The organism is Bradyrhizobium sp. CCBAU 65884, assembly GCF_028128835.1.
In the GTDB taxonomy this organism is placed as follows: Bacteria; Pseudomonadota; Alphaproteobacteria; order Rhizobiales; family Xanthobacteraceae; genus Bradyrhizobium; species Bradyrhizobium ottawaense.
Map to the genome: position 1 here is coordinate 100,211 of NZ_LBJU01000124.1, position 23,249 is coordinate 123,459.

The 23,249-nt window shown below is 65.3% G+C and carries 21 protein-coding genes; 12 read left to right on the plus strand and 9 right to left on the minus strand.

Annotation, left to right across the window (positions count from 1 at the left end):
* Positions 1-3 precede the first annotated feature (3 nt).
* Entirely contained in the window at positions 4-1,020 is a 1,017-nt protein-coding gene (locus XI03_RS25390; RefSeq protein WP_028142036.1) for an SAM-dependent methyltransferase, read from the minus strand.
* Between the two features lie 168 nt (positions 1,021-1,188).
* Here XI03_RS25390 and XI03_RS25395 point away from each other — a divergent pair, with 168 nt between their 5' ends.
* From XI03_RS25395 to XI03_RS25410, 4 genes are all read left to right on the plus strand, one after another.
* Positions 1,189-2,208: a flagellar motor protein MotA gene (locus tag XI03_RS25395; RefSeq protein ID WP_028142037.1), complete on the plus strand. Its 1,020-nt coding sequence runs from the start codon at positions 1,189-1,191 to the stop codon at positions 2,206-2,208.
* A 143-nt stretch (positions 2,209-2,351) separates the two neighbouring features.
* Complete coding sequence (locus XI03_RS25400; protein ID WP_028142038.1) at positions 2,352-3,380, plus strand: peptidoglycan -binding protein; 1,029 nt, start codon at positions 2,352-2,354, stop codon at positions 3,378-3,380.
* Positions 3,380-3,826, plus strand: coding sequence for a GNAT family N-acetyltransferase (locus XI03_RS25405; RefSeq protein ID WP_271593632.1), 447 nt, complete (start codon positions 3,380-3,382; stop codon positions 3,824-3,826). The genes XI03_RS25400 and XI03_RS25405 overlap by 1 nt, the downstream gene beginning before the upstream one ends.
* A gap of 88 nt (positions 3,827-3,914) precedes the next feature.
* The gene (locus XI03_RS25410) at positions 3,915-4,130 is read left to right on the plus strand and encodes a hypothetical protein (RefSeq protein ID WP_028142040.1); all 216 of its coding nucleotides are present in this window, start codon (positions 3,915-3,917) and stop codon (positions 4,128-4,130) included.
* A 245-nt stretch (positions 4,131-4,375) separates the two neighbouring features.
* On the opposite strand, the gene XI03_RS25415 is transcribed toward XI03_RS25410, so the two are convergent.
* Entirely contained in the window at positions 4,376-6,226 is a 1,851-nt protein-coding gene (locus XI03_RS25415) for an ABC transporter ATP-binding protein/permease (protein ID WP_271593633.1), read from the minus strand.
* 196 nt (positions 6,227-6,422) lie between these two features.
* Between XI03_RS25415 and rpmE the strand changes: the two genes are divergently transcribed.
* Entirely contained in the window at positions 6,423-6,650 is a 228-nt protein-coding gene (rpmE, locus tag XI03_RS25420) for a 50S ribosomal protein L31 (protein ID WP_007599895.1), read from the plus strand.
* Positions 6,651-6,839: 189 nt separating this feature from the next.
* Here rpmE and rcdA read toward each other — a convergent pair whose 3' ends face one another.
* Both rcdA and XI03_RS25430 read right to left on the minus strand, forming a co-directional pair.
* Entirely contained in the window at positions 6,840-7,349 is a 510-nt protein-coding gene (gene rcdA, locus XI03_RS25425) for a protease adaptor protein RcdA (protein ID WP_018318720.1), read from the minus strand.
* Positions 7,350-7,928: 579 nt separating this feature from the next.
* Complete coding sequence (locus XI03_RS25430) at positions 7,929-8,120, minus strand: DUF1192 domain-containing protein (RefSeq protein ID WP_028142042.1); 192 nt, start codon at positions 8,118-8,120, stop codon at positions 7,929-7,931.
* A gap of 109 nt (positions 8,121-8,229) precedes the next feature.
* Here XI03_RS25430 and XI03_RS25435 point away from each other — a divergent pair, with 109 nt between their 5' ends.
* The gene (locus tag XI03_RS25435) at positions 8,230-9,228 is read left to right on the plus strand and encodes an NAD(P)H-quinone oxidoreductase (protein WP_271593634.1); all 999 of its coding nucleotides are present in this window, start codon (positions 8,230-8,232) and stop codon (positions 9,226-9,228) included.
* Between the two features lie 140 nt (positions 9,229-9,368).
* The gene (locus XI03_RS25440; protein WP_038974849.1) at positions 9,369-12,245 is read left to right on the plus strand and encodes an EAL domain-containing protein; all 2,877 of its coding nucleotides are present in this window, start codon (positions 9,369-9,371) and stop codon (positions 12,243-12,245) included.
* 163 nt (positions 12,246-12,408) lie between these two features.
* Here XI03_RS25440 and XI03_RS25445 read toward each other — a convergent pair whose 3' ends face one another.
* A complete protein-coding gene (locus XI03_RS25445) occupies positions 12,409-12,672 on the minus strand; it encodes a DUF7662 domain-containing protein (RefSeq protein ID WP_026202061.1) in 264 nt (87 codons plus the stop codon).
* 171 nt (positions 12,673-12,843) lie between these two features.
* Between XI03_RS25445 and XI03_RS25450 the strand changes: the two genes are divergently transcribed.
* Positions 12,844-14,340: a sensor domain-containing diguanylate cyclase gene (locus XI03_RS25450; protein WP_271593635.1), complete on the plus strand. Its 1,497-nt coding sequence runs from the start codon at positions 12,844-12,846 to the stop codon at positions 14,338-14,340.
* Positions 14,341-14,518: 178 nt separating this feature from the next.
* Here the strand turns inward: XI03_RS25450 and galU are convergent, their stop codons facing one another.
* Positions 14,519-15,394, minus strand: a complete 876-nt coding sequence (gene galU, locus XI03_RS25455) for a UTP--glucose-1-phosphate uridylyltransferase GalU (protein ID WP_271593636.1) — start codon at positions 15,392-15,394, stop codon at positions 14,519-14,521.
* Between the two features lie 215 nt (positions 15,395-15,609).
* Here galU and XI03_RS25460 point away from each other — a divergent pair, with 215 nt between their 5' ends.
* Both XI03_RS25460 and XI03_RS25465 read left to right on the plus strand, forming a co-directional pair.
* Entirely contained in the window at positions 15,610-16,995 is a 1,386-nt protein-coding gene (locus tag XI03_RS25460; protein WP_271593669.1) for a lytic murein transglycosylase, read from the plus strand.
* 171 nt (positions 16,996-17,166) lie between these two features.
* Positions 17,167-18,879, plus strand: a complete 1,713-nt coding sequence (locus XI03_RS25465; RefSeq protein ID WP_271593637.1) for an SGNH/GDSL hydrolase family protein — start codon at positions 17,167-17,169, stop codon at positions 18,877-18,879.
* Positions 18,880-19,128: 249 nt separating this feature from the next.
* On the opposite strand, the gene XI03_RS25470 is transcribed toward XI03_RS25465, so the two are convergent.
* Both XI03_RS25470 and XI03_RS25475 read right to left on the minus strand, forming a co-directional pair.
* On the minus strand, positions 19,129-19,497 hold the full coding sequence (locus tag XI03_RS25470) for a CsbD family protein (RefSeq protein ID WP_028142049.1): 369 nt from the start codon (positions 19,495-19,497) through the stop codon (positions 19,129-19,131).
* A 196-nt stretch (positions 19,498-19,693) separates the two neighbouring features.
* On the minus strand, positions 19,694-20,431 hold the full coding sequence (locus XI03_RS25475; protein ID WP_271593638.1) for an SDR family NAD(P)-dependent oxidoreductase: 738 nt from the start codon (positions 20,429-20,431) through the stop codon (positions 19,694-19,696).
* 97 nt (positions 20,432-20,528) lie between these two features.
* Here XI03_RS25475 and XI03_RS25480 point away from each other — a divergent pair, with 97 nt between their 5' ends.
* On the plus strand, positions 20,529-21,308 hold the full coding sequence (locus XI03_RS25480) for an SDR family NAD(P)-dependent oxidoreductase (RefSeq protein WP_028142051.1): 780 nt from the start codon (positions 20,529-20,531) through the stop codon (positions 21,306-21,308).
* 97 nt (positions 21,309-21,405) lie between these two features.
* Positions 21,406-22,293, plus strand: coding sequence for a TauD/TfdA dioxygenase family protein (locus XI03_RS25485; RefSeq protein ID WP_038971369.1), 888 nt, complete (start codon positions 21,406-21,408; stop codon positions 22,291-22,293).
* A 247-nt stretch (positions 22,294-22,540) separates the two neighbouring features.
* Here XI03_RS25485 and XI03_RS25490 read toward each other — a convergent pair whose 3' ends face one another.
* Positions 22,541-23,185 (minus strand): YqgE/AlgH family protein, encoded by a 645-nt coding sequence (locus XI03_RS25490; protein ID WP_028142053.1) that lies wholly within the window; start codon positions 23,183-23,185, stop codon positions 22,541-22,543.
* Between the last annotated feature and the right edge of the window lie 64 nt (positions 23,186-23,249).

Here is a 23,249-nt window from a genome sequence, read left to right on the forward strand (position 1 = left end):
GCGCTACGCCGCCTTCATCCGGTAGCGGCTGATGCCCCATTCGCTGCCGGCGGCGTAGCCGAACAGGCCCGCTGTCGCGAGCAAGAACCAGCGCCAGCGCCGCATCCACAGGTGCGTCTCCGCGCCGTAGACGTTGCGCAAGGCCGCCTCGATCGCATCCCGGTGCGCGTCGAAATTGGCGAGCCAGTCGTTGGCGGTGCGCTGATAATGCGCGCCGCTCCAGCACCATTCCTTCTCGACCGTGAAGATGTCGTGGAATTGCCTGACGAGGTGATGGCTCGGCATCAGCCCGCCGGTGAAGACGTGCTGGGCGATCCAGTCCTCGCGGTCGAGCCGGTCGAACAGCTGGGAGCCGGAGCGATGGGTGACGATCTGCATGAAGAAGCGCCCGTCGGGGGCGAGCCATGACCGCAGGCGCGTCATCAGCTTGCGCCAGTTCATCATCTGCTCGAACATCTCGACCGAGACGATGCGGTCGAACTGGCCGTCGGGCGCGAACACGTTCATGTCCGCCGTGACCACGCGCAGGTTCAGCAAGCCGCGCCGCCGCGCCTCCTCCTCGACATGAGCGCGCTGCGCCTGCGAGGTCGACACCGCCGTCACCCTGGCGTGCGGAAACTGCCGCGCCATCCACAGCGACAGCGAGCCCCAGCCGCAGCCGAGCTCGAGGATGGTCTGGCCGTCGGCGAGGCCGGCATGCTCGACCGTCTGGCGTAGCGCCTCCTCCTCCGCCTCCTGCAAGGTGGTCGCATCGGTCTTGTAGAAGCAGCAGGAATATTTGCGGCTGGGGCCGAGCATTTCGGCGAAGAACGCCGCGGGCACGTCCTCACGCCCGGCCTCCGCGTTTTCGGCGATCGGCCGCAGCATCATCCGGCCTGCGAAAGCGGCATCGGCGGGCGCATCATGCGCGGCGAGGCGGGTTGCGCTGCGGGAGCACAGGCGCTGGATCGCGGCGCGGATCACGACGTCCGGCAGCGGCACGCGTTCGGCAGTCCCGATGATCGCGGAAACGACGCTCATGCGCCCCCCGAATGGCGAATCTCTGCAGACACCAGCTTATCAAAGCGCCGCTTCCGGTGCGGGTTCCCCCAGCTGTCCCCGAAATCGGCGCATCCGGCGCTTTTTTTGGGCCGGCGCTGTGCCATAGTGCGCGCCGCAAGCAAGCTTTTGGAATGGATGATACCGGCCATGCCGTCAGGCGCCTCGCCCCGCTCCACCATGGATATTGAGTATACAAAGCTGTCCTCACCCAGCGTCTTCCTGGTGCGGATGCTGGTCTTCCTGGTGCTGTGCACGCTGGTCAGCGTGGTGCTCTACAAGCAGATCATCCAGGCCTTCTTCGCCAATCCCGGCCTCAATGCCCTGATCGGCGGCGTGCTGTTCATCGGCATCATCCTGGCCTTCCGCCAGGTCATCCGGCTCTACCCCGAGGTCTCCTGGGTCAACAATTTCCGCATCGCCGATCCCGGCCTGGCGCCGGCCCGGCACCCGAAACTGCTGGCGCCGATGGCGGCGATCCTCGGCGGCGAGCGCTCCGGGCGAATGTCGATCACCCAGACCACCATGCGGCATTTGCTCGATTCGATCGCGACGCGCCTGGATGAAGCCCGTGACATCTCGCGCTACATGACCGGCCTTCTGGTCTTCCTCGGCCTGCTCGGCACCTTCTGGGGCCTGATCGAGACGGTCGGCTCGGTCGGCAAGGTGATCGACGGGCTCAAGGTCGGCGGCGATTCCGGCGCACTGTTCGACACGCTGAAGGAGGGCCTCGCCGCCCCGCTCGGCGGCATGGGCATCTCGTTCTCCAGCTCGCTGTTCGGCCTTGCCGGCTCGCTGATCCTCGGCTTCCTCGATTTGCAATCGAGCCAGGCGCAGAACCGCTTTTACACCGACCTCGAAGACTGGCTCGCCACCACCGTGCGCGAATATGGCAGCGGCGAGGTCGCGGTCGCTTCCGGCGGCGGCGGGGTCGCCAGCGGCGAGCTCCAGGCCGCGGTCGAACGCTTACGCTCCGTGCTCGAGGAAGGCAGCGCCAGCCGGGGCACCACGGCGGCGATGGCGAGCCTTGCCGAAGCCATCCAGGCGCTGGTCTCGCATATGCGCACCGAGCAGCAGATGATCCGCGAATGGGCCGACGGCCAGGGCGAGCAGAACCGCGAGATCCGGCGTCTGCTGGAGCGCATCGCCCGTCAGCCGGAAAAGAGCTAGCGGCTCGCTTGCCCCGGACGCTGCGCAGCACGAAGTGATGCGCTGCAGAGCCGGGGCCCAGGGAACGAGACATGGGTCCCGGCTCTGCGAAGCAGCGTTGCACGCTGCATCGCGTCCGGGACACGAAAGTGGAGACGGACAACATGGCTCTAGCGCGCGGCCGCCGCAGCGAAGGCGCCTTCAACTACTGGCCCGGCTTCGTCGACGCGCTGTCGACGCTGGTGCTGTCGATCGTGTTCCTGCTGTCGGTGTTCCTGGTGGTGCAGTTCTTCCTGTCGCAGGAGGTCACCGGCAAGGACAAGGCGCTGGAGCAGCTCAACGCCAAGATCGCCCAGCTCAACGAGCTTCTGTCGCTGGAGAAGCTCGGCAAGCTCACGCTCGACGACCAGGTCTCGCAATTGAAGGCCGGCCTCGCCTCGGCCGAGACCGAGCGCGACCGCATCAAGGGCCTCTACGATGGCCTCGCTGCCGCCGGCAACGACGCGCAGGGCAAGTCCTCCGAGCTCGGCAAGGCGCTGGATTCGGAGAAGGCGGTCTCGGCGCGGGCGCTGGCCCAGATCGAGGTGCTGAACCAGCAGATCAGCGCGCTCAGGCGGCAACTGGCGGCACTGGAAGAGGCGCTCGATGCGAGCGAGAAGCGCGACAAGGAATCGCAAAACCGAATTGCCGATCTGGGCTCGCGCCTCAACGTGGCGCTGGCGCAGCGCGTGCAGGAATTGTCGCGCTACCGCTCGGAATTCTTCGGCCGCCTGCGCGCCATCCTCGGCAACCGCCCGGACATCCGCATCGTCGGCGACCGCTTCGTGTTCCAGTCCGAGGTGTTCTTCGACACTGGCCAGGCGGTGCTGCTGCCCGAGGGCCGCGCCGAGCTCGACACGTTGGCAGCCGCGCTGATCGAGCTCGACAAGAAGATCCCGAGCGACATCCCCTGGGTGCTGCGCGTCGATGGCCACACCGATGTGCGTCCGGTCAACGGTCCGAACTTCAAGTCGAACTGGGACCTGTCCGCGGCCCGCTCGATCTCGGTGGTGCAATATCTGGTCTCGCTCGGCGTGCCCGCCCAGCGCCTCGTCGCCGCCGGTTTCGGCGAATTCCAGCCGCTCGATCCCGGCAACACGGAAGAGGCCTACAAGCGCAATCGCCGCATCGAGCTGAAGCTGACGGAGCGGTAGTGAGCGCGATCCACCTCCGCCCCTACGCGGCCTCCGACGAAGCCGCCGCGATCGATCTCTGGCATCGCACCTGGCAGCAGGCCTATCCGCAGATCGACTTCGCGGCACGGCTGGAATGGTGGCGCGAGCGTTGGCTGAGGGATCTGGTACCGAAGGTGTCCATTGTCGTCGCCGAGCAGAATGGTGCCCTCACCGGCTTCGTCACCATCGACGGCGAAGGCTATCTCGACCAGCTCGTGGTCGACCCTGATCACTGGGGTTCGGACGCCGCCCGGCTGCTGGTCGACGAAGCGAAACGCCTGTCGCCATCGGGCATCACGCTGCTCGTCAACAAGGACAATTCCCGCGCCATCCGCTTCTATGAGCGCAACGGCTTTGCCCATGCTGGCGACGATGTGAACCCGACCTCGGGCCGGCCGGTGCTGAAGATGGCCTGGCGGGCGTAATTCTGGCGGGCGTGAGGCCTGTCACGCAGGGATCCTGCGAGGTCGGTTATTCGTTGTGTCAGCGATGACAAGCGAATGGAGGCGATCGATGCGGCTGCGCGATCTTGCCAAGGGTTCCTCGGTGTTTCTGGCCGTCATCGTCGCCGGATATTTATCGACGACCTATGTCGACCAGCGTTTTGCTGCGCCCGAGGTCTCCAAATCAACAGAGACGGCATCAGTCTCAGCCTGCGTCGGAGAGGACGGCAGCTGGAAGAACTGGCCGTGGCCAAACGTGCCTGCGCTGTCGCCGAAGTGCCGGTAGCTGACCGAGTGGCGCAAAGCACCTGCCCCAAGCTCCGCTGTCATCACCCGCGAAATGTTTAGCCCGGACAGATCACTGACAGGTGTTCGGAGACATAGCTGACACATCAAACTGGGCTGGATTGGTCGATTCGGGAGGCCGTCCATGCCCTGGAACGAGGTGTCGGTAATGGATCAGCGGCGCGAGTTTGTGCGACTTGCCTTGCAGGACGGAACGAACCGGCGGGAGCTGTGCCGCTAACGCCCTCACGCCCCCTCGAACTGCAGCCTCGCCAGCCGCGCATACAGCCCGTTCGCGGCCACCAGCTCGGCATGGGTGCCCTGCTCGACGATCTTGCCCTGATCCATCACCAGGATGCGGTCGCAGGACAGCACGGTGGCGAGGCGGTGGGCGATCACCAGCGTGGTGCGGTGGCGCATCAGCTCTTCCAGCGCGGTCTGCACCAGCGTCTCGCTTTCGGCATCGAGCGCGGAGGTGGCTTCGTCGAGCAGCAAGAGCGGCGCATCGCGCAGGATGGCACGGGCGATCGCGATGCGCTGGCGCTGGCCGCCGGACAGCGTCACGCCGCGCTCGCCGAGCGGGGTGTCGAAACCTTCGGGCAGGCGGCGGATGAATTCGGCGGCATGCGCGAGCTCGGCGGCGCGCTCGACCTCGGCATCGGTCGCATCGGGCCGGCCGAAGCGGATGTTCTCGCGAGCGCTGGCGGCGAACACGTTCGATTCCTGCGGCACCAGCGCGATGCGCGCGCGGAAATCGCGGGGATCTGCGGATTTGACCGGCACGCCGTCGAGCGAGATCGCGCCGCTGCGCGGGTCGTAGAAGCGCAGCAGCAGATGGAAGATCGTGCTTTTGCCAGCGCCGGACGGACCGACGATCGCGACCTTCTCGCCGGGGCGCACCGTGAATGACACGGCATCGAGCACATTGACGTCGCGCCGCACCGGATAGGCGAAGCTGACCCGGTCGAAGCCGACCTCGCCGCGTGCCGGCACCGGCAGCGCGCGGGGAGACGCGGGCGCCTTGATGTCGGGCTGCACATGCAGGATCTCGAACAGCCGCTCGGCCGCGCCTGATGCCGCCGAGACCTCGCCCCAGACCTCGCTGAGCTGGCCGAGGCCGGCTGCGGCGAACACCGCATAAAGCACGAACTGACCGAGCCGGCCCGGCGAAATCGCGCCGGTGAGGACGTCATGCGAGCCGATCCAGAGGATCGCGACCACGCTCGCGAACACGATGAAGATGATGATGGCGGTGAGCACGGCGCGCGCCTGGGTCGAGGTGCGCGCGGCCTCATAGGCCTGCTCGACCTCGCCGCCGAAACGCTTCTCGGCGAATTGCTCGCTGGTGTATGCCTGCACGGTGCGGATCGCGCCGACCAGCTCGCCCGCATAGGCGGAGGCGTCGGCAAGCGTGTCCTGCGCATTGCGCGACAGACGCCGCACCCAGCGCCCGAAGGCAACCAGCGGAAGCACGATCAGAGGGATGGCCAGCAGCACGAAGCCCGACAACTTCGGGCTGGTGATCACCATCATCGCCGCGGCGCCCAGGAACATCATCAGATTGCGCAGCGCGATCGACACCGAGGCGCCGACGGCCGATTTGAGCTGGGTGGTGTCGGCGGTGAGCCGCGAGATCAGCTCGCCGCTGCGTGCGGAATCGAAGAAGGCGGGGGACAGCGAGAGCAGATGGGCGAACACGTCGCGCCTGAGGTCGGCGACGATGCGCTCGCCGATCGTCATCACGAGGTAGTAGCGCGCCGCGCTGGCGAGCGCGAGCACGCCGACCACCGCGAGCATCACCGAGAAGTAGCTGTTGATCAGCTCGATGCCCTCGGGCGTCAGGCCGAAATCGATCATCCGGCGCACCGCGACCGGCACCAGCAGCGTGGTCAGGGCCGCGACTGTGAGTGCGACGAAGGCCAGCGCCGCCCGACCGCGATAGCGGTTCACATAGGGCGCGAGCGCAAGCAGAGGCCGCAGCTTGGCGCGACCCTTGGCCGGCTCTTCGATCAGCTCGGCCTCGATCGAGGGGGTGTCCGCGGCGTTCATTCCAGGCTGATCGACATACTGGTCATCAAGCCGTTCCACTGCGCTCATGAGATCCAACCCGTTGCATTCGTTTGCTCCCAATAGGCCGGTGCAAGGGTAGTGGCAAATCCGGGAAGTCCCTTAGGGGCAAACCCGGTTCACCGCCCGGGATGGCTTGTTTTAGCGGGTTTCGTGAGGTATAGACCCGCCCAAATCCGTCATTCGATAGCCACCCAAGAAGGCGCCGGGGCGCCGAGGAATTGCCATGAAAGCCGAAATTCACCCGAACTATCATACAATTAAGGTCGTGATGACCGACGGAACCGAGTACCTGACCCGCTCGACCTGGGGCAAGGAAGGCGACACGCTGAACCTCGACATCGACCCGAAGTCGCACCCGGCCTGGACCGGCGGCAACGCCCAGCTGATGGATCGCGGCGGCCGCGTCTCGCGCTTCCAGAAGAAGTTTTCGGGCTTTCTCAAAAAGGATTGATCCGGCCCGCAAAGGCTAGAGACGAAAAACGCCCCCGGGAGACCGGGGGCGTTTTTGTTTTTTCCGGCTGTCATTCCGGGGCGCGACGAAGTCGCGAGCCCGGAATCCATAACCACGATCGGGAGTATGGATTCCGGGCCCGCGCCAAGAGGCGCGTCCCGGAATGACGACCGAGATTGTCGATGGAGCTTACCGCTCGAACGCCGCCTTCAGCGCGTTGAGGTGCGGCACCAGCGGATTGCCGATCGCGATGTGTTCGGCCGGCGGGGTGTGGATGGTGGTGTCGAGGCGGCGGACGCGGGTCTGCAGGCTCATCGAACGATGGATCAGATCCTGAAGCTGCGAGGGCAGCTTCTCGATGGTGTCGGTGGGGCCGGGATCGGCAGCGCTGAGCTTGACCTTGGTCTTCTCGCGATTGGCCTGGCTCAGCGTCATCTCGCCTTCCTTCACCGCGCGGTGCAGCAGCAGCCACGAGGCGAGCTGCATCAGGCGGGTGGTGAGACGCATGCTCTCGGTTGCGTAGGTGAGGCTGACGGCACGGTCGAGCGCCTTGGCCTCGGTGCGGCCGGCGCCGTCGAGATAGGCAGCGGTCTCTTCGACGAGGTCCATGCCCTCGCGGAACAGGACGCCGAACGCCGCAGAATTGGTGAACCGCTCGCTGAGTTGAACGAGAGCGCCGTCGGCCTGCAAACGTTCCATGGTTAACGCCTCTTACGCAACTGTTTGACTGCCCGGCTTTGGCGCCGGCTTATGATGAACAAATCATTGCGCGGGCGGGACGCGGAGTCCAGTGACAAGCGCGGATATGGTTTCCGCGGGTCATTCCCAGGAATTCAACCGGGACGAGACGCCAAATAGCGGGAGTAAACGCAAAAAAAGAGCCGCCGGAGACCGGCGGCTTTGAAAGTTGATAACAGGGAGGCGTCAAACAGAGTGGACAGGAGCCACTCGGTGTCCAAACGAGGACAGTTCCAGTCATAAACCCGAAAGCTTAATCGACCGTAAACGAGCGAATTTTTTGAGGGTTCGTTAGCCATGTCGGCCAGTGACCGAGCGGGGGGTGGAACATGATCGGCAGTCCCCCGGTGCAACGACACATTCAGCTGTCGTCCCGGACAAGCGTCAGCGCAGATCCGGGACCCATAGCCACTGGCGGACGTGGTGACGGGGACTCGGAGTGGCCGACCTCGCGACAAACCTCATCCTTTGGGTATGGGTCCCGGATCTGCGCGCGCCTATGGCGCGCTTGTTCGGGACGACAGCCGATATGCGGCGCCCCTACTTCTTGAAAAAACTGTTCGCCGCGTCGCGCGAGGCGCGCTTCTTCGTGGCGGCTTCTTCCAGCCTTGCGATCTCGGTCTTGAGCAGCGTGACGCGCTCGGCCAGTTCCTCGACCGACAAGAGCGAGAGGTCCTGCCCGATATCATGGCTGATCTTCTTGCGCGGGCGGTCGTCGTCTTCCGTCGCCATCCTGGTTCCTCCTGCGTTCGCGCACACAATGCCGAGGCGGTTGCCAGCTTGGATCACGCTGGCTAAGCAAGGGCCTCGTTCATCCCGCACCTTCACCCAAGGACACATCATGGACAAGCTGCCCGCGCAAATGACCGTGGTCGCCATCTCCAAGCCCGGCGGACCGGAAGTGCTGGTGCCGGAACAACGCAGCATTCCGCAGCCCGGTCCTGACGAGATCCTGGTCAAGGTGCAGGCCGCCGGCGTCAACCGGCCCGACGTTGCGCAGCGCTCGGGGGCCTATCCGCCGCCGCCCGGCGCCAGCGACCTGCCCGGTCTCGAGATCGCGGGCGAAGTGGTTGCCGTCGGCAGCAATGCCAAGCGGCACAAGATCGGCGACAAGGTGATGTCGCTGGTCGCCGGCGGCGGCTATGCGCAGTACTGCATCGCCCAGGATGCCCAGGCGATGAGCGTACCGCCCGCGCTGTCCATGAAGGAGGCCGGCGCGCTGCCGGAAACCCTGATGACGGTCTGGCACAATGTGTTCGAGCGGGGTGGCCTGAAGGAAGGCGAGACGCTGCTGATCCATGGCGGCTCCTCCGGCATCGGCACCATGGCGATCCAGCTGGCGAAAGCGTTCGGTGCGAAAGTGTTCGTCACCGTCGGATCGCAGGACAAGATCGATGCCTGCCTCAAGCTCGGCGCCGACCGCGCCATCAACTACAAGACCGAGGACTTCGTCGCCGTGGTCAAGGAAGCGACCAACAAGGAAGGCGTCAACCTGATCCTCGACATGGTCGCCGGCGACTATGTCGACCGCAACTATGATGCCGCCGCGCTCGATGGCCGCATCGTGCAGATCGCGACCCTCAACGGACCCAAGGTCAACGTCAACATCGCCAAGGTGATGGTGAAGCGCCTGACCCATACCGGCTCGACACTGCGTCCCCGTAGTAATGCGGACAAGGCGGCGATGGTCGCCGCGATCGAGGCGAAAGTGATGCCGCTTTTGCGCGAAGGCCGCGTCAAACCGCTGATGGACAGCACTTTCCCGCTGGAAAAGGCAGCCGATGCGCACCGCCGCATGGAAACGAGCGCACATATTGGCAAAATTGTGTTGGAGGTCTAGGCCTCCGGCCCACAGGCGACGGCGGAAACCCTTTGATTTTCCTTGCTTTCGTGGCATCTATCGCGACGCACCGAACGGTTTCCGTCCGGTCTGAAATCGTCTTCACCTGAAGAGTTTGCGTCGAACGCGGAGAACTGGCCTTGCGTCTGATCAGGTGCCTCGCGCCCATCGCGCTGGGCCTCATGATTCTTGTCGCCGCGCATCCCGCGCGCGCGCTCGACGCCGTCAGCGTCCGCAGTGACGCGCCCGCGATCGACCTCACCGGCGTGCTCGAGCATCAGCGCAGCGATGCCGATCGCATCCAGGTCTCCACCGCGCCGGGCACCGACGGCATCGTCCGCCGCATCGAGGTGCGCGCCCGCGAGGGAGGCCAGAACTGGGTGGTGTTCGCGCTCGCCAACAACACCGACGACCAGCTCGACCGCCTGATCGTCGCCCCGCACTACCGTATCGTCTCCTCGGGGCTCTTGTGGCCCGACCTCGGCCTGTCGCGCATCGCGACCATCACGCCCTCGACCGGCGACCGGCCTGAGCGGCAGGAAAGCCCGACCGCCGACGTGTTCCGCGTCACGCTCGACCCCGGCGCCGTCATCACCTTCGTCGCGGAGCTGCGCACCGACAAGCTGCCGCAGCTCTATCTGTGGGAGCCTGAAGCCTACAAGGACAAGGTCAACTCGTTCACGCTGTACCAGGGCATCGTGATCGGCATCTCGGGCCTGCTGGCCTTGGTGCTGACCATTCTGTTCGTGGTGAAGGGCAGCATCATGTTCCCGGCCGCCGCGGCGCTGGCCTGGGCGGTGCTGGTCTATATCGGCGTCGATTTCGGCTTCTGGGGCAAGGTGCTCGACATGTCGAACAACGCCGAGCGCATCTGGCGCGCGGCGGGTGAAGCGATTTTGGCGGCCACGCTGCTCGTGTTCCTGTTCGCCTATCTCAACCTCAGCCGCTGGCATGTGCGCTATTCGCACATCACGGTGGGCTGGCTCGCGTTCCTGGGGTCGCTGGTGGCGCTGGCCCTGTTCGATCCGGCGGTGGCCTCCGGCATCGCGCGCATTTCGCTGGTGCTGATCGCCTTCGCGGGCTTCGCGCTGATCGTCTATCTCTCCACCCACGGCTTCGACCGCGCAGTGCTCTTGATCCCGACCTGGTTCCTGCTGGTGGTCTGGGTGGTCGCGGCCGGCATGACGGTCGCGGGTTCCGTGACCAACGACATCGTCGGTCCCGCCCTGCTCGGCGGCCTCGTGCTGATCGTGATGCTGATCGGGTTCACGGTGATGCAGCACGCTTTTGCCGGCGGCGGCGCCACCACCGGCGTGGTCTCCGACATCGAGCGGCGCGCACTGGCGCTGGCCGGCTCCGGCGATCTGATCTGGGACTGGGACGTCTCCGCCGACAAGGTCTTCACCAGCCCCGAAACCGAAGCCCTGCTCGGCCTCAAGCGCGGCACGCTCGAAGGGCCCGCGGCCTCCTGGTTAGAGGTGCTGCATCCGCTCGACCAGGATCGTTTCCGCGCCGCGCTCGACAGCGTGCTCGACCAGCGCCGCGGCCGCCTGGTGCAGGATTTCCGCCTGCGCACCCCGGACGGCCATTTCATGTGGTTCGCGCTGAAGGCGCGGCCGGTGGTCGGCTCCGACGGCGAGGTCTCGCGCGTGGTCGGCACGCTCACCGACGTCACCGAGCTGCGCAACGCCGAGGAACGCCTGCTGCACGATTCCGTGCATGACAACCTCACCGGCCTGCCCAACCGCAAACTGTTCATGGACCGGCTGGGTGCGGTGGCGCATTTCGCCAAGACCATGCCGACGCTGCGACCGACGCTGATGGTGATCGACCTCGACCGCTTCAAGCAGGTCAACGATTCCGTCGGCATCGCGGTCGGCGATTCCATCCTGTTGACGCTGGCCCGCCGCCTCACCCGCATCCTGAAGCCGCAGGACACGCTGGCGCGGCTTGCCGGCGACCAGTTCGGCCTGATCCTGCTCTCGGAGCAGGACCCGGCCCGCATCACCGCCTTCGCCGAGACCATCCGCAAGACCATCCGGGCGCCGATCGCCTTCAACGATCGCGAGATTTTTCTCACGGCCTCGATCGGTCTCGCCCTTTCTGATCCGCAGGTTCAGCTCACGGACGAGATCATCAAGGATGCCGAGCTTGCGATGTATCACTCCAAGCGCATCGGCGGCGACCGCATCGACGTCTACAAGCCCGCGATGCGCGCGCGGAAGACCGATCGCCTGACGCTGGAGAGCGAGCTGCGCCGCGCCATCGAGCGGCAGGAACTCACGATCCTGTACCAGCCGATCGTGCGGCTGGAAGATCGTTCGGTCGCCGGCTTCGAGGCGCTGGTGCGCTGGGATCACCCGAAGCTCGGCCGCATGGCACCCTCGGAGTTCATCACCATCGCCGAAGAGACCGGCCTGATCGTCGACCTCGGCATGTTCGTGCTGGACCAGACCGCCAAGCAGCTCTCGATCTGGCAGCGCGCGATGCGCTCACGCGAGCCGATCTTCGCCTCGGTCAACGTCTCCTCGCGGCAATTGCTGCGCCACGATCTGATCCACGACATCCGCACCGTGCTGTCGCGCTCCTCGGTGGCGCGCGGCACGCTCAAGCTGGAATTGACGGAATCGCTGGTGATGGAGAATCCAGAGCACGCAGCGCAGATGCTGACGCGGATCCGCGAGCTCGGCACCGGGCTCTCGCTCGACGATTTCGGCACCGGTCATTCGTCACTGGCCTATCTCCAGCGCTTCCCGTTCGACACGATCAAGATCGACCAGTCGTTCGTGCGCACCACCAATCGCGGCACGCGCCCGGTGATCCTGAAGTCGATCATCGCGCTCGCGCATGATCTCGGCATGGATGTGGTCGCCGAAGGCGCCGAGACCGATTCCGACGCGGTCGAGCTCTACCAGATGGGCTGCGAATACGCGCAAGGCTTTGCCTTCGGCGAGCCGATGGACGCGGACGCCGCGATGCGGCTATTGACCGAAGTGCGGCTCGAAGCGGCGAGCTGAACTCGCCGCGCGTCCGGTATCGTAGGGTGGGCAAAGGCGCGAAGCGTCGTGCCCACCATAGATCCGGCACCGCAAAGAAGTGGTGGGCACGCTTCGCTTTGCCCACCCTACGATACTGTTGGACATGGAGAGACCTTCACCCACCTGATCGGGTGCTCCGCCGCTACCGCCGCCCGTCCTTCTTCATCTTCGTGAACCGCACGCTCTGGCCGTCCGGCATCCGCACTGCCTTGAACCCGGCAGCAAGGCAGGCTTCGCGTTGCGGCATCTGGATGTCGGGGCTGCGCAGGCTGTCCCACCATGAGGCCCGATTGGCCGCGCGCGGCAGGGCCGCGCCGATGATCTCTTCGATCTGTTCGAAGCTCAGGACGAATTCGGCCTGCTTCTGCCGCAGCAGATAGTCGCGCAACGCGTCGTAGTCGTTCACAATTGTCCTCTCGTCCGAACCCCAACCTGCTCAAATGAGCCCGCTCACATGCGGGCTGCCCAAAACCGTGAGCGGCGTAAACCGATTCTTAACTCACTACGGCAGCGCTGTTCCACCTTAAACACTACTCAAGATTTCGGGCGCATCCACTATGGGGATCGGGAGCAAGCGATGCTGTCTGGATGGCGCGAAGTCATGGCCCGCCGGCCGTGGCGGATTTCGGCGAAGCTGCTGATCATCTCGTCCGTGGTGACGGTGATCGGCTTTTCCGCCATTTGCGTCAACGTCATGCTCGACATGCGCCGGGGCGAGGAGGCGCTTGCCCGCCAGACGCTGGAGAACCTCGCGACCACCATCCAGTCCGACGTCAGCCGCAACGTCGAGATCTACGACCTGGCGCTGAAGGCGGTCGCCAGCAACATGCTGCTGCCCGAGCTCGCGACCGTGTCGAAGCCGATCCGTCACCTGATCCTGTTCGATCATGCGACGACGGCGAGGCATTTCGGCGCCATCCAGGTGTTCGACGCCGAGGGCAGGCTGGCCATCGACGCTTCCACGCTCGATCCCCTCCCCGAGAACCGGAGCGAGGAGGAGTATTTCAGGGTTCACCGCGACAATCCCGACGTCGGGCTGTTCATCAGCCGCCCGATGCTGTTCCGCGGCGCCTACGCGATCGTGCTGAGCCGTCGCATCAGCGATACCGACGGCGGCTTCCTCGGCGTCGTCGCCGGCTCGATCCGCTTCAGCTATTTCCACGAATTGTTCGAGCGGCTGAATCTCGATCCTGAAGACACCATCACCGTGCTCAGGCGTGACCGCACCATCATGATGCGGCGGCCATTCGATCTCGACATCATCGGCACCAATTTGAACGACCGCCGGACGTGGAAGGCCGACAATCTCCCGGTCGGCACCTCCTATTCGGGAAAGGGCCCGGTCGATCCGACGCCGCGGCTCTATGTCCGCAGCGCCGACAACGGGCCGCTGTTCGTGGTGGCGGGCAAGCCGCTGACTGCGGTTTTCGCGCTCTGGCAGAAGGAGGCGTATCGCATCGGCGCCGTGGTGCTGGCGCTCGCGCTGTTCGTGCTGGGATCGACGCTGGTGCTCGCGCGCGAGATCGGCCGCCGCGCCGAGGCCGAGCGCAAGCTCGAGGAGATGGCGACGACCGACGCGCTCACCGGCCTGAAGAACCGCCGCAAGTTCGATACCGTCATCGACGTCGAATGGCGGCGCGCAATGCGGCAGAAGGCGCCGGTCGCGCTGTTGATGATCGATGCCGATCACTTCAAGGCCTACAACGACACGTTCGGCCATCAGGCCGGTGACCAGGTGCTGGTCGGCATCGCCATCTGCATTTCCGATTCGGTGAGCCGGGCCGGCGACTGCGCCGCGCGCTATGGCGGCGAGGAATTCGCGGTGCTGCTCCCCAACACGTCTGCGACCGACGCCTTCAAGGTCGCCGAGACGATCCGCCTCAAGGTGCAGGGCTGGTCTGACGACGAGGTGACGTTGACGGTCTCCTGCGGCGTCGCCAGCCTCGTTCCCACCGCTGGCATGGACTGGGCGATCCTGGTCGCCGCCGCCGACAAGGCGCTCTATGCGGCGAAGGCGGGCGGACGCAATCAGTCCGTGGTTGCGAGCCTGCCGAAGCTGTCGCTGGTGGCGTGAGTGTTGTAAGCGGAGCCGCGCGCCACATCCCCGGTGTCGTCCCGGCGAAGGCCGGGACCCATAGCCACAGGGAAGAGTTTGGCGAAGACTCGCAGTTCGGTACTGCTACCGACTGCAATCGATGAATCACGCGGTATGGGTCCCGGCCTTCGCCGGGACGACACCGAGAGTGTAGCGACTACTGCCCCAGATACTTCTTCATCTCCGCGATCAGCCCGTCCCGCAGCTCCGGGCGCTTCAGGCCGTAGGCGATGTTGGCGCGGAGGAAGCCGGGCTTGGAGCCGCAATCATGGCGCTCGCCCTCGAACTCGACGCCGTAGAACTTCTGCGACTTGGCAAGGCCGATCATGGCGTCGGTGAGCTGGATCTCGCCGCCGGCGCCGCGCTCCTGTGTCTCGAGGATCTTGAAGATCTCAGGCTGCAGGATGTAGCGGCCGGTGATCGAGAGATTGGAGGGCGCGGTGCCCTTGGCCGGCTTCTCGACCATGCCGTCGACCTCGAACATCTTGCCGTTGCGCTTGCCGACGCCGCAGATGCCGTATTGATGGGTGAGATGGTCGGGCACCGCCTCGACCGCGACCAGGTTGGATTTCTCGCCGAGCGTCGAGGCCGTCTCGATCATCTGCTTGAGGCAGCCGGGCGAGTTGAGCACGAGCTCGTCGGGCAGCACGACGGCGAACGGCTCGTCGCCGACGATGTCGCGCGCGCACCAGACCGCGTGACCGAGGCCGAGCGGCGCCTGCTGGCGGGTGAAGCTGACGGCGCCGGCTTCAGGCTGGTTCTGCGCCAAAATCTCCTGCTCGGCCTTCTTGCCGCGCTGGCTGAGCGTCGCATCGAGCTCGAACATCCGGTCGAAGTGATCTTCGATGACATTCTTGTTGCGGCCGGTGACGAAGATGAAGTGCTCGATGCCGGCCTCCCTCGCCTCGTCATAGACGTACTGGATCAGCGGCTTGTCGACGATGGTCAGCATTTCCTTCGGCATCGCCTTGGTGGCGGGCAGGACACGGGTGCCGAGGCCGGCGACGGGGAATACGGCTTTGCGAATTTTCATGTGATTGATCGAATACCTGGGGGCACATGGGAACGGCGGAACGGAGCAATGGCATCTTGCTAGCCTGTTTGCAGCCGCCAACAAAGGCGGATGTGGGGCCTCACCCGCGCAGAGTTAAGAAAAAGGCCGCCACCAAAATTTCACCTTTGTTAAGCTATTGGCAACCGTAACCGGGCCTCCTGATGGCAGATTTTTGGAAGGCCGATGGGTGGGACATGATGCAATTGGTGGCAGGGCAGGCAAGACGGGCGGGATCCGTGACCGGCGCGGCGATGATCGCGGCCGCTCTGCTGCTGCCCGTCAGCGCGCACGCCCAGGCGCAGAACGGCCTGTCCAATCTGTTCGGCGGCATCTTCTCGGGCCCCAACGCTGCGCCCTCGCAACCTGCGCCCGGTCCCGGCGGCGCTCTCCCCTGGAGCGGTGAGGACGGGGCTTCCGGCCATCCGCTGATGACGGCCGCGGCGATCCGCGAGGCCGCCGACAATTTCAGCAATTGCGTTGCCGCGATGTGGCCCGATGCCGCACGGCGCAACATCACCCAGGAAAACTTCCAGCGCTTCACGGCCGGGCTCTCACCCGATCTGCGCATCATGGACCTGATGGACTCGCAGCCGGAGTTCACAAAATCGATCTGGGACTATCTCGACATCCTCGTGAACGACAACCGCCTCGCCAAGGGCCGCGAGATCCTCGCCAAGTACAAGGCGCAGTTCGACGCCACCGAAAAGGCCACTGGCGTCGACCGCTACATCATCGCCTCGATCTGGGGCATCGAGTCCAATTACTCGACGCAGATGGGCGATCGCAGCGTGCTGCAATCGACCGCGACGCTCGCCTGCATCGGCCGCCGCCAGGCCTATTTCAAGGACGAGTTCCTCTCCGCGCTGGAGATCCTCAACCGCGGCGACCTCAGGCCGGAGCAGATGCGCGGCTCCTGGGCCGGCGCGTTCGGCCCGACCCAGTTCATGCCGACCGCGTTCAAGCGCTTTGCTGTCGACGGCGATGGCGACGGGCGGCGCGACGTCGTCGACAATCCGACCGACCTGATCGCATCGACCGCCAACAACCTGAAGAAGGACGGCTGGCAGGCCAGTCAGACCTGGGGCTTTGAGGTCGTGGTGCCCCAGGGTTTCAACTACATGCTGGCCGACCGCGCCAAGGCGATGACGATCGCGCAATGGGAGAAGCTCGGGCTGAAGCGGGCGACGGGCCAGCCGTTCCCGCATCCGGCGGAGAAAGCCTATCTGCTGGCCCCCGCCGGCGCGCAGGGGCCCGGCTTCCTGATGCTGCAGAATTACCGCGTCATCATGAAATACAACCCGGCCGAGGCCTATGCGCTGGCGATCGGCCATTTCGCGGACCGCCTGCGCGGAGGGCAGCCCTTCGTGCAGCCCTGGCCGCGGCAGGAGCGCGAGCTGTCGCGCACCGAGCGGCTGGAGTTGCAGCAGCTGCTGGCCCAGCGCGGCTTCTACAAGGGCACCCCGGACGGCCAGTTCGGCGGCCAGACCCGGGAAGCCCTGCGCAATTTCCAGGCCTCGATCGGAGTGCCCGCGGACGGTTTTGCCTCCTCGGACGCACTGGAACGGCTGCGCGGACGGTAAAATCGCGCCGAAAGTAACCCTGAACGGGGATTTTGGCAGGCAGCCTTGACGTAGGCGGCTGTTCCCCGGTGTATGGGTTCAAGAATCTGCAACGGAATTTGCCCGTTTGGCGCCTGATTCCGTTATTATATTGAGCTACCTCCGATCCCCATTGCGCTGGCCCGAGATCGCATGTCGAAGCCGAAGTCCCTGTTCAAGGCGCTGACCGAGACCGGCCCGTTGATCGCGCTGGGGACGGCGCTTGCGATTCTGGTCTCGGTCGCAGGGCCTGCCTCGGCGCAGTTCTTCAACTTCCCCGGCTTCGGCGGCCCGCCGCAGCGTTCGGCTCCGCCACCACAACGGGGCGGTGGCGGAGGCGGCGGCTGGTTCGGCGGCGACTTCTTCACGCCGTTCCAGCAGCAACAGCCGCAGGCGCCACGCCAGGATTTTTCGCGCGCGCCGGCGCCAGCCAAGCGCGACACCATCCCTGAGAAGAACGTGCTGGTGATCGGCGACGCCATGGCCGACTGGCTCGCCTATGGCCTGGAAGACGCCTACACCGAGCAGCCCGACATGGGCGTGATCCGCAAGCACAAGACCACGTCAGGCCTGATCAAGTACCAGCCGCGCGGCGAGCCCGCGGATTGGACGACTGCTGCAAGGGGCATCCTCGAGACTGAAAAGCCCGACGTGATCGTCGTCATGCTGGGCCTCAATGACCGCAGCGCGATCCGCGAGCCCGCCGCCGACAAGACGGACAAGGCCGCCGCAGACAAGGACAAGAAGAACGACAAGGGCGCGCGGGCCAAACCGCCGGCGAAGCCGGGGGACGCCAAGCCCGGCAACGACACCGCCGCCAAGCCCGACGACAAGCCTGCCGATGCCGATCTGCCGCAGGACGACGCCGACAATGCCGACACGCCGGCGGCCGCGCCCGAAAAGACGGCTCGCAATCCGAACGGCCTCTACGAATTCCGCGACGACCGCTGGGTCGAGCTCTACGGCAAGAAGATCGAGGAGCTCGCCGGCGTCCTCAAGGCCAAGGGAGTGCCGGTGCTGTGGGTCGGCCTTCCCGCCATCCGCGGCCAGAAGGGCACGGCGGACATGCTGTTCCTGGATTCGCTCTATCGCGAAGGCGCGGCCAAGGCCGGCATTACCTATGTCGACGTCTGGGACGGGTTTGTCGACGAGGCCGGCCGCTTCCTCCAGAAGGGTCCGGACTTCGAAGGCCAGATCCGTCAGCTCCGCAGCTCTGACGGCGTCTTCTTCACAAAGCCCGGCGCGCGCAAGCTCGCGCATTACGTCGAGCGCGAGATCACGCGCCTGCTGGCAGGACGCTCCGGTCCGATCGCGCTGCCGAGCGAGCCGGCGACGCCCGACACCAGCGCCGAGCCTGGCAAGCCCACACCTCGGCCGCTGGCGGGGCCGATCGTGCCGCTGGTTGCGGCCTCGATCTCGACCGATCAATTGCTGGGCGGCCCGGGCTCGCGTCCCGCCGCCGTCGATGCGCTGGCTGCGAAGACGATGGTGAAGGGCGAGCCGCTGGCCGCTCCAGCCGGCCGGGCCGACGATTATGCCTGGCCGCGCCGCGAAGTCGGCCGCGAGCAGGCCAAGGGCGATACGCCGATGGCCGCGACAACGCCCGACGGCGGCGCGCCTTCCGCATCGCCGGGCGCAGCCGCGGCGATCGCGCCGCCAAGGCTCGCGCCGAAGAAGCCGCCGGTGGTGCAGCAGCCGGCACAGGCCCAGCCGTCGTTCCGCGATTTCTTCGGCTTCGGCTCTCCGCAGCCGGCGCCAGCACCGCGTCAACTGGCGCCTGCGCCGCGCAACCCAAATCCGAACTCCAATCCAGGGATTCCGCGTCCGCCCGGCAGCGTCGGGCGCTCGGCGGAGATGTTCCGGTAGTTCCCGGAGTTGCTCTTCCCGGAGTTGCTCTTCCCGGAGTTGCTCTTCCCGGAGTTGCTCGCGTGTCCCGAACGAGCAGCAGCGTGTAACGTTGCTGCAGAGCCGGGATCCAGTTTGAGCGGCACTTACAAAAGAACGCGCCCCGGCTCAGCAATGCGGCTTTGCCGGACGATGCTACGCATCGCCTAGGCCGCATTGCGTCCGGGGCACGAGAGTTCGGGCGTTAGTTACGGGACTTGGTCACAAATCCTAATAGCGCCAGCGCGTCGGCGGACGGCGTGCAGGTCGCGACATCAGAAGCGCGAGCGCGAAACCGATGCCGCCGGCGACCAGCAGCGCGCCGAGCGGATTGTCCTGCACCTTCTTCGACAATGCCTGCGTACCATCGCGGAGAGTCTCGCCGCTGTTGTCGTAGGCGTCCTTGGCGTAGTCAGCCGCAGTCTCGCCGGCCTCGCGTACGGCATCCTTGGCCTGGCCGTAGAGATTCTGCACCGTGCCCGCGGCTTCCCGCGCCTTGCCCGATGCCTGCGTCTTCGCATCGCCTGCCATGTCTCCGACCGCGCCTTCCGCGCGTCCGGCATATTCCTTGGCCGATCCAACAATCCGATCCGTGTCCATGATGATCCTCCTCGGTGGTCAGCCGAAGTAACCGATCAGGCGCGGCGCAGTTCCAAATCATGACGAAAGTGTAGAAGGCGTAGTGCGCAGCCCGGATAAGCCAACGGATCGGCGCGAAGCGCCGTCCCGATGACAGGCTCCGCGACATCCGGGACTTTGCTTACACCGTTCCCGGGTATCGCTGCGCTCACCCCATCTACAGGATCAGCCCGCCATCGACGACCAGCGTCTGTCCGACGATGTAGGACGACAGCGGCGAGGCCAGGAACAGGGCCGCGCCGGCCATGTCGGCCGGCGTTCCCAGGCGCCGCAGCGGAATGCGTGATAGTGCGCCTTCGAGCCGCTTGGGATTGTCGGTCGTCACCTTCGTCATCTTGGTGTCGACGAGTCCCGGCGCGATGCCGTTGACACGGATGCCATCCTCGGCCCAGGCCTCGCCCAACGTCCGCGTCAATCCGACCGCACCGGTCTTCGAGGCGTTATAGGCGGGATTGCCCATGGTGGAATGATAGGCCGCGGTCGAGGACACCATGATCAGCGACCCCTTCGCATCCCGCAGCATGGAATGAAATCGCGTGGCGCAGGCCATCAGGCTCATCAAATTGACCTCGACCACCTTGCGAAAGCCGCTCATCTCGAATTCGCCGCGGCGATAGAGCACGGCGCCCTGCGCCAGCACGAGCACGTCGAGCCGCTCGAAGGACGGCTTGAATGCCTCGATCGCACTGGGGTTGCTGACGTCGAGCTGCGCGTAAGACAGGCCCGTGAGGTCAGAACCTTCCTCGATCGAATAATCCTTTGGCTGCGCACGCGTGCCGCAAACCGCGACATGCGCGCCCCTCGTGCGAAACGCTTGCGCGATGCCGTTGCCGATCCCGCTGGAACCGCCGACCACCAGCACCTGCCTGCCTGAGAAATCGAGCTCGTTCGCCATCGCGGCCTCCCCTCTTGTCTTGCTTGTTTGACCTGTCTGCGGATCGATGCCAGCCTTGTCAATCATAACAAGAACAAGCAGGGCGCGAGGAAACAGCATGTCCGAGTTCAAACGGCTCAGCCGGTCCGTAAAGGGCCTGACCGTTCTCGTCACCGGCGCCGCCAGCGGCATGGGGCGCGCCACCGCCTACGTGTTCGCCGCGGAGGGCGCGAACGTTGCCGTCACCGACTATGATGAGCAAGGCGCGCTCGCCGTCGCGAAGGAGATCGCCGCGAGCGGCGGTTCGGCAAAAGCCTGGAAGCTCGACGTCGCCGATGGCACCGAGATCAAGCGCGTGGTGAATGATGTCGCGGCACATTTCGGCGGGCTCGATATCGTCGTCAACAATGCCGGCATCTCCGTGCGCGTCGCGATCGACGACGAGGCCTATGAGGACGCCTGGGCAAAGGGCATCGCCGTGATGCTGACGGCGCATCCGCGCATCATCCGCGCGGCACTGCCTTACCTGCGCAAATCGAAGAGCCCGCGCATCGTCAACATCGCCTCGACCGAGGCCCTCGGCGCCACCGCATTGCATAGCCCCTATTCGGCGGCGAAGGGCGGCGTGGCGAGCCTCACGCGCTCGCTTGCCGTCGAGCTCGGCCGCGAGGGCATCACCGTCAACTGCATCTGCCCGGGTCCGATCCGCACCGCAATCACCGACCGCATCTCGGAGGAGCACAAGACGATCTACGCCAAGCGCCGCACCGCACTCGGCCGCTACGGCGATCCCGAGGAGGTCGCGCATATGACGCTGAGCCTGTGCCTGCCGGCGGCGTCCTTCCTCACCGGCGCGGTGATCCCGGTCGACGGCGGTCTGATGGCGCGCAACGCGTGAGAGCCATGCGCGCCGAGCGTTGACAACGGCGAGTGCGAGAGTAGCTTTTTCGCCGACAGAGCGGGGCCAACCGCTCGCACATGCGGGAGAAAACGCCATGACGATCGCCATCCGGCAGCTTCAGAAGCATTTTGTCGGCGAGGTTTCCGGCCTCGATTTGCGAAAGCCTCTGACCGAGGTCGAGGCGCGCGAGGTCGAGGCCGCCATGGACAAATACGCGGTGCTGGTTTTCCACGACCAGGACATCACCGACGAGCAGCAGATGGCCTTTGCGCTGAACTTTGGTCAGCGTGAGGATGCGCGTGGCGGCAACATTACCAAGGCCAGCGAATACCGCCTCAACTCGGGCCTGAACGACGTCTCCAACCTCGGCAAGGACGGCAAGCCGCTGCCGAAGGACAGCCGCGCCAATCTGTTCAACCTCGGCAATTGCCTGTGGCACTCCGACAGCTCGTTCCGGCCCATCCCTGCAAAATTCTCGCTGCTGTCGGCGCGGGTCGTGAACCCGAAGGGCGGCAACACCGAATTCGCCGACATGCGCGCCGCCTATGACGCGCTCGACGACGACACCAAGGCGGAGATCGACGATCTCATCTGCGAGCACTCGCTGATGTATTCGCGGGGATCGCTCGGCTTCACCGAATACACCGAGGATGAGAAGGAGATGTTCAAGCCGGTGCTGCAAAGGCTGGTGCGGACGCATCCCGTGCATCGCCGCAAGTCGCTGTATCTGTCATCGCATGCCGGCAAGATCGTCGGCATGAGCGTGCCCGAGGGCCGCCTGTTGCTGCGCGATCTCAACGAGCACGCAACGCAAGGAGAGTTCGTCTACGTCCACAAATGGAAGCTGCACGACCTCGTGATGTGGGACAACCGCCAGACCATGCACCGCGTCCGCCGCTACGACCAGTCGCAACCTCGCGACATGCGCCGCGCGACGGTGGCGGGGACGGAGCCGACGGTGCAGCAGCAGGCAGCGGAGTGAGTGGCATTGGAGTAGCCACAAATTCGGCCGTCGTCCCGGACAAGCGTAGCAAAGCGAAGCGCAGATCCGGGACCCATAACCACAGGCAGTGGTTTGACGAAGACTCGGAGTTAAGATCCCACGCTATAATACCGCCCGGGGGTTATGGGTCCCGGATCTGCGCTCCGTTCTGGACAACGCTACGCGTTGCCAGAAGCTCCGCTTGTCCGGGACGACACGGGAGGTTGTTGCAACAGCTACTAGCCAGCTACGCGTGCCCGGCCTCGTTCGACAGCATGCCGGGGTCGATGCCGATCTTGCGCAGGGCGCGTCCGTATTTGTCGTCGACGTCGTCTCCGAAGATCAGATCCGCATCCGCATCGCAATGCAGCCAGCCGTTGCTCTGGATCTCGGTCTCGAGCTGGCCCGGCGCCCAGCCGGCATAGCCGAGCGCGAGAATGGCATGCTTGGGGCCGGAGCCGTTGGCGATCGCGCGCAGGATGTCGACGGTCGCGGTGAGGCAGACGCCGTCGTCGATCCGCAGCGTCGCGTTCTCGATGTAGAAGTCGCTGGAATGCAGCACGAAGCCGCGCCCGGTGTCGACCGGGCCGCCGCGCAGCACCTTCATGCTTTCGGCATTCTCCGGCAGCTTGATGTGCTCGCCCTTCTTGATGATGCCGAGCTGCTGCAAGAGTTCGGGGAAGTCGATGCTGCCAGCCGGGTGGTTCACGATGATGCCCATCGCTCCCTCCGCCGAATGGGCGCAGAGATAGATCACCGAGCGTTCGAAGCGGGAATCGCCCATCACCGGCATCGCGATCAAGAGCCGGCCGTCGAGATAACCGGCCGAATTAGGGAGCACGGGTCCCGCGCTGCGGGTGCTTTCGCCCGTCCTCTTGCCTGTGGGAGCCATCGGTTAAGCACTCCGGTTTCAATTCCTATCCTGATGTCGGGCCGGGCCGCTGTCAAATCAAGGC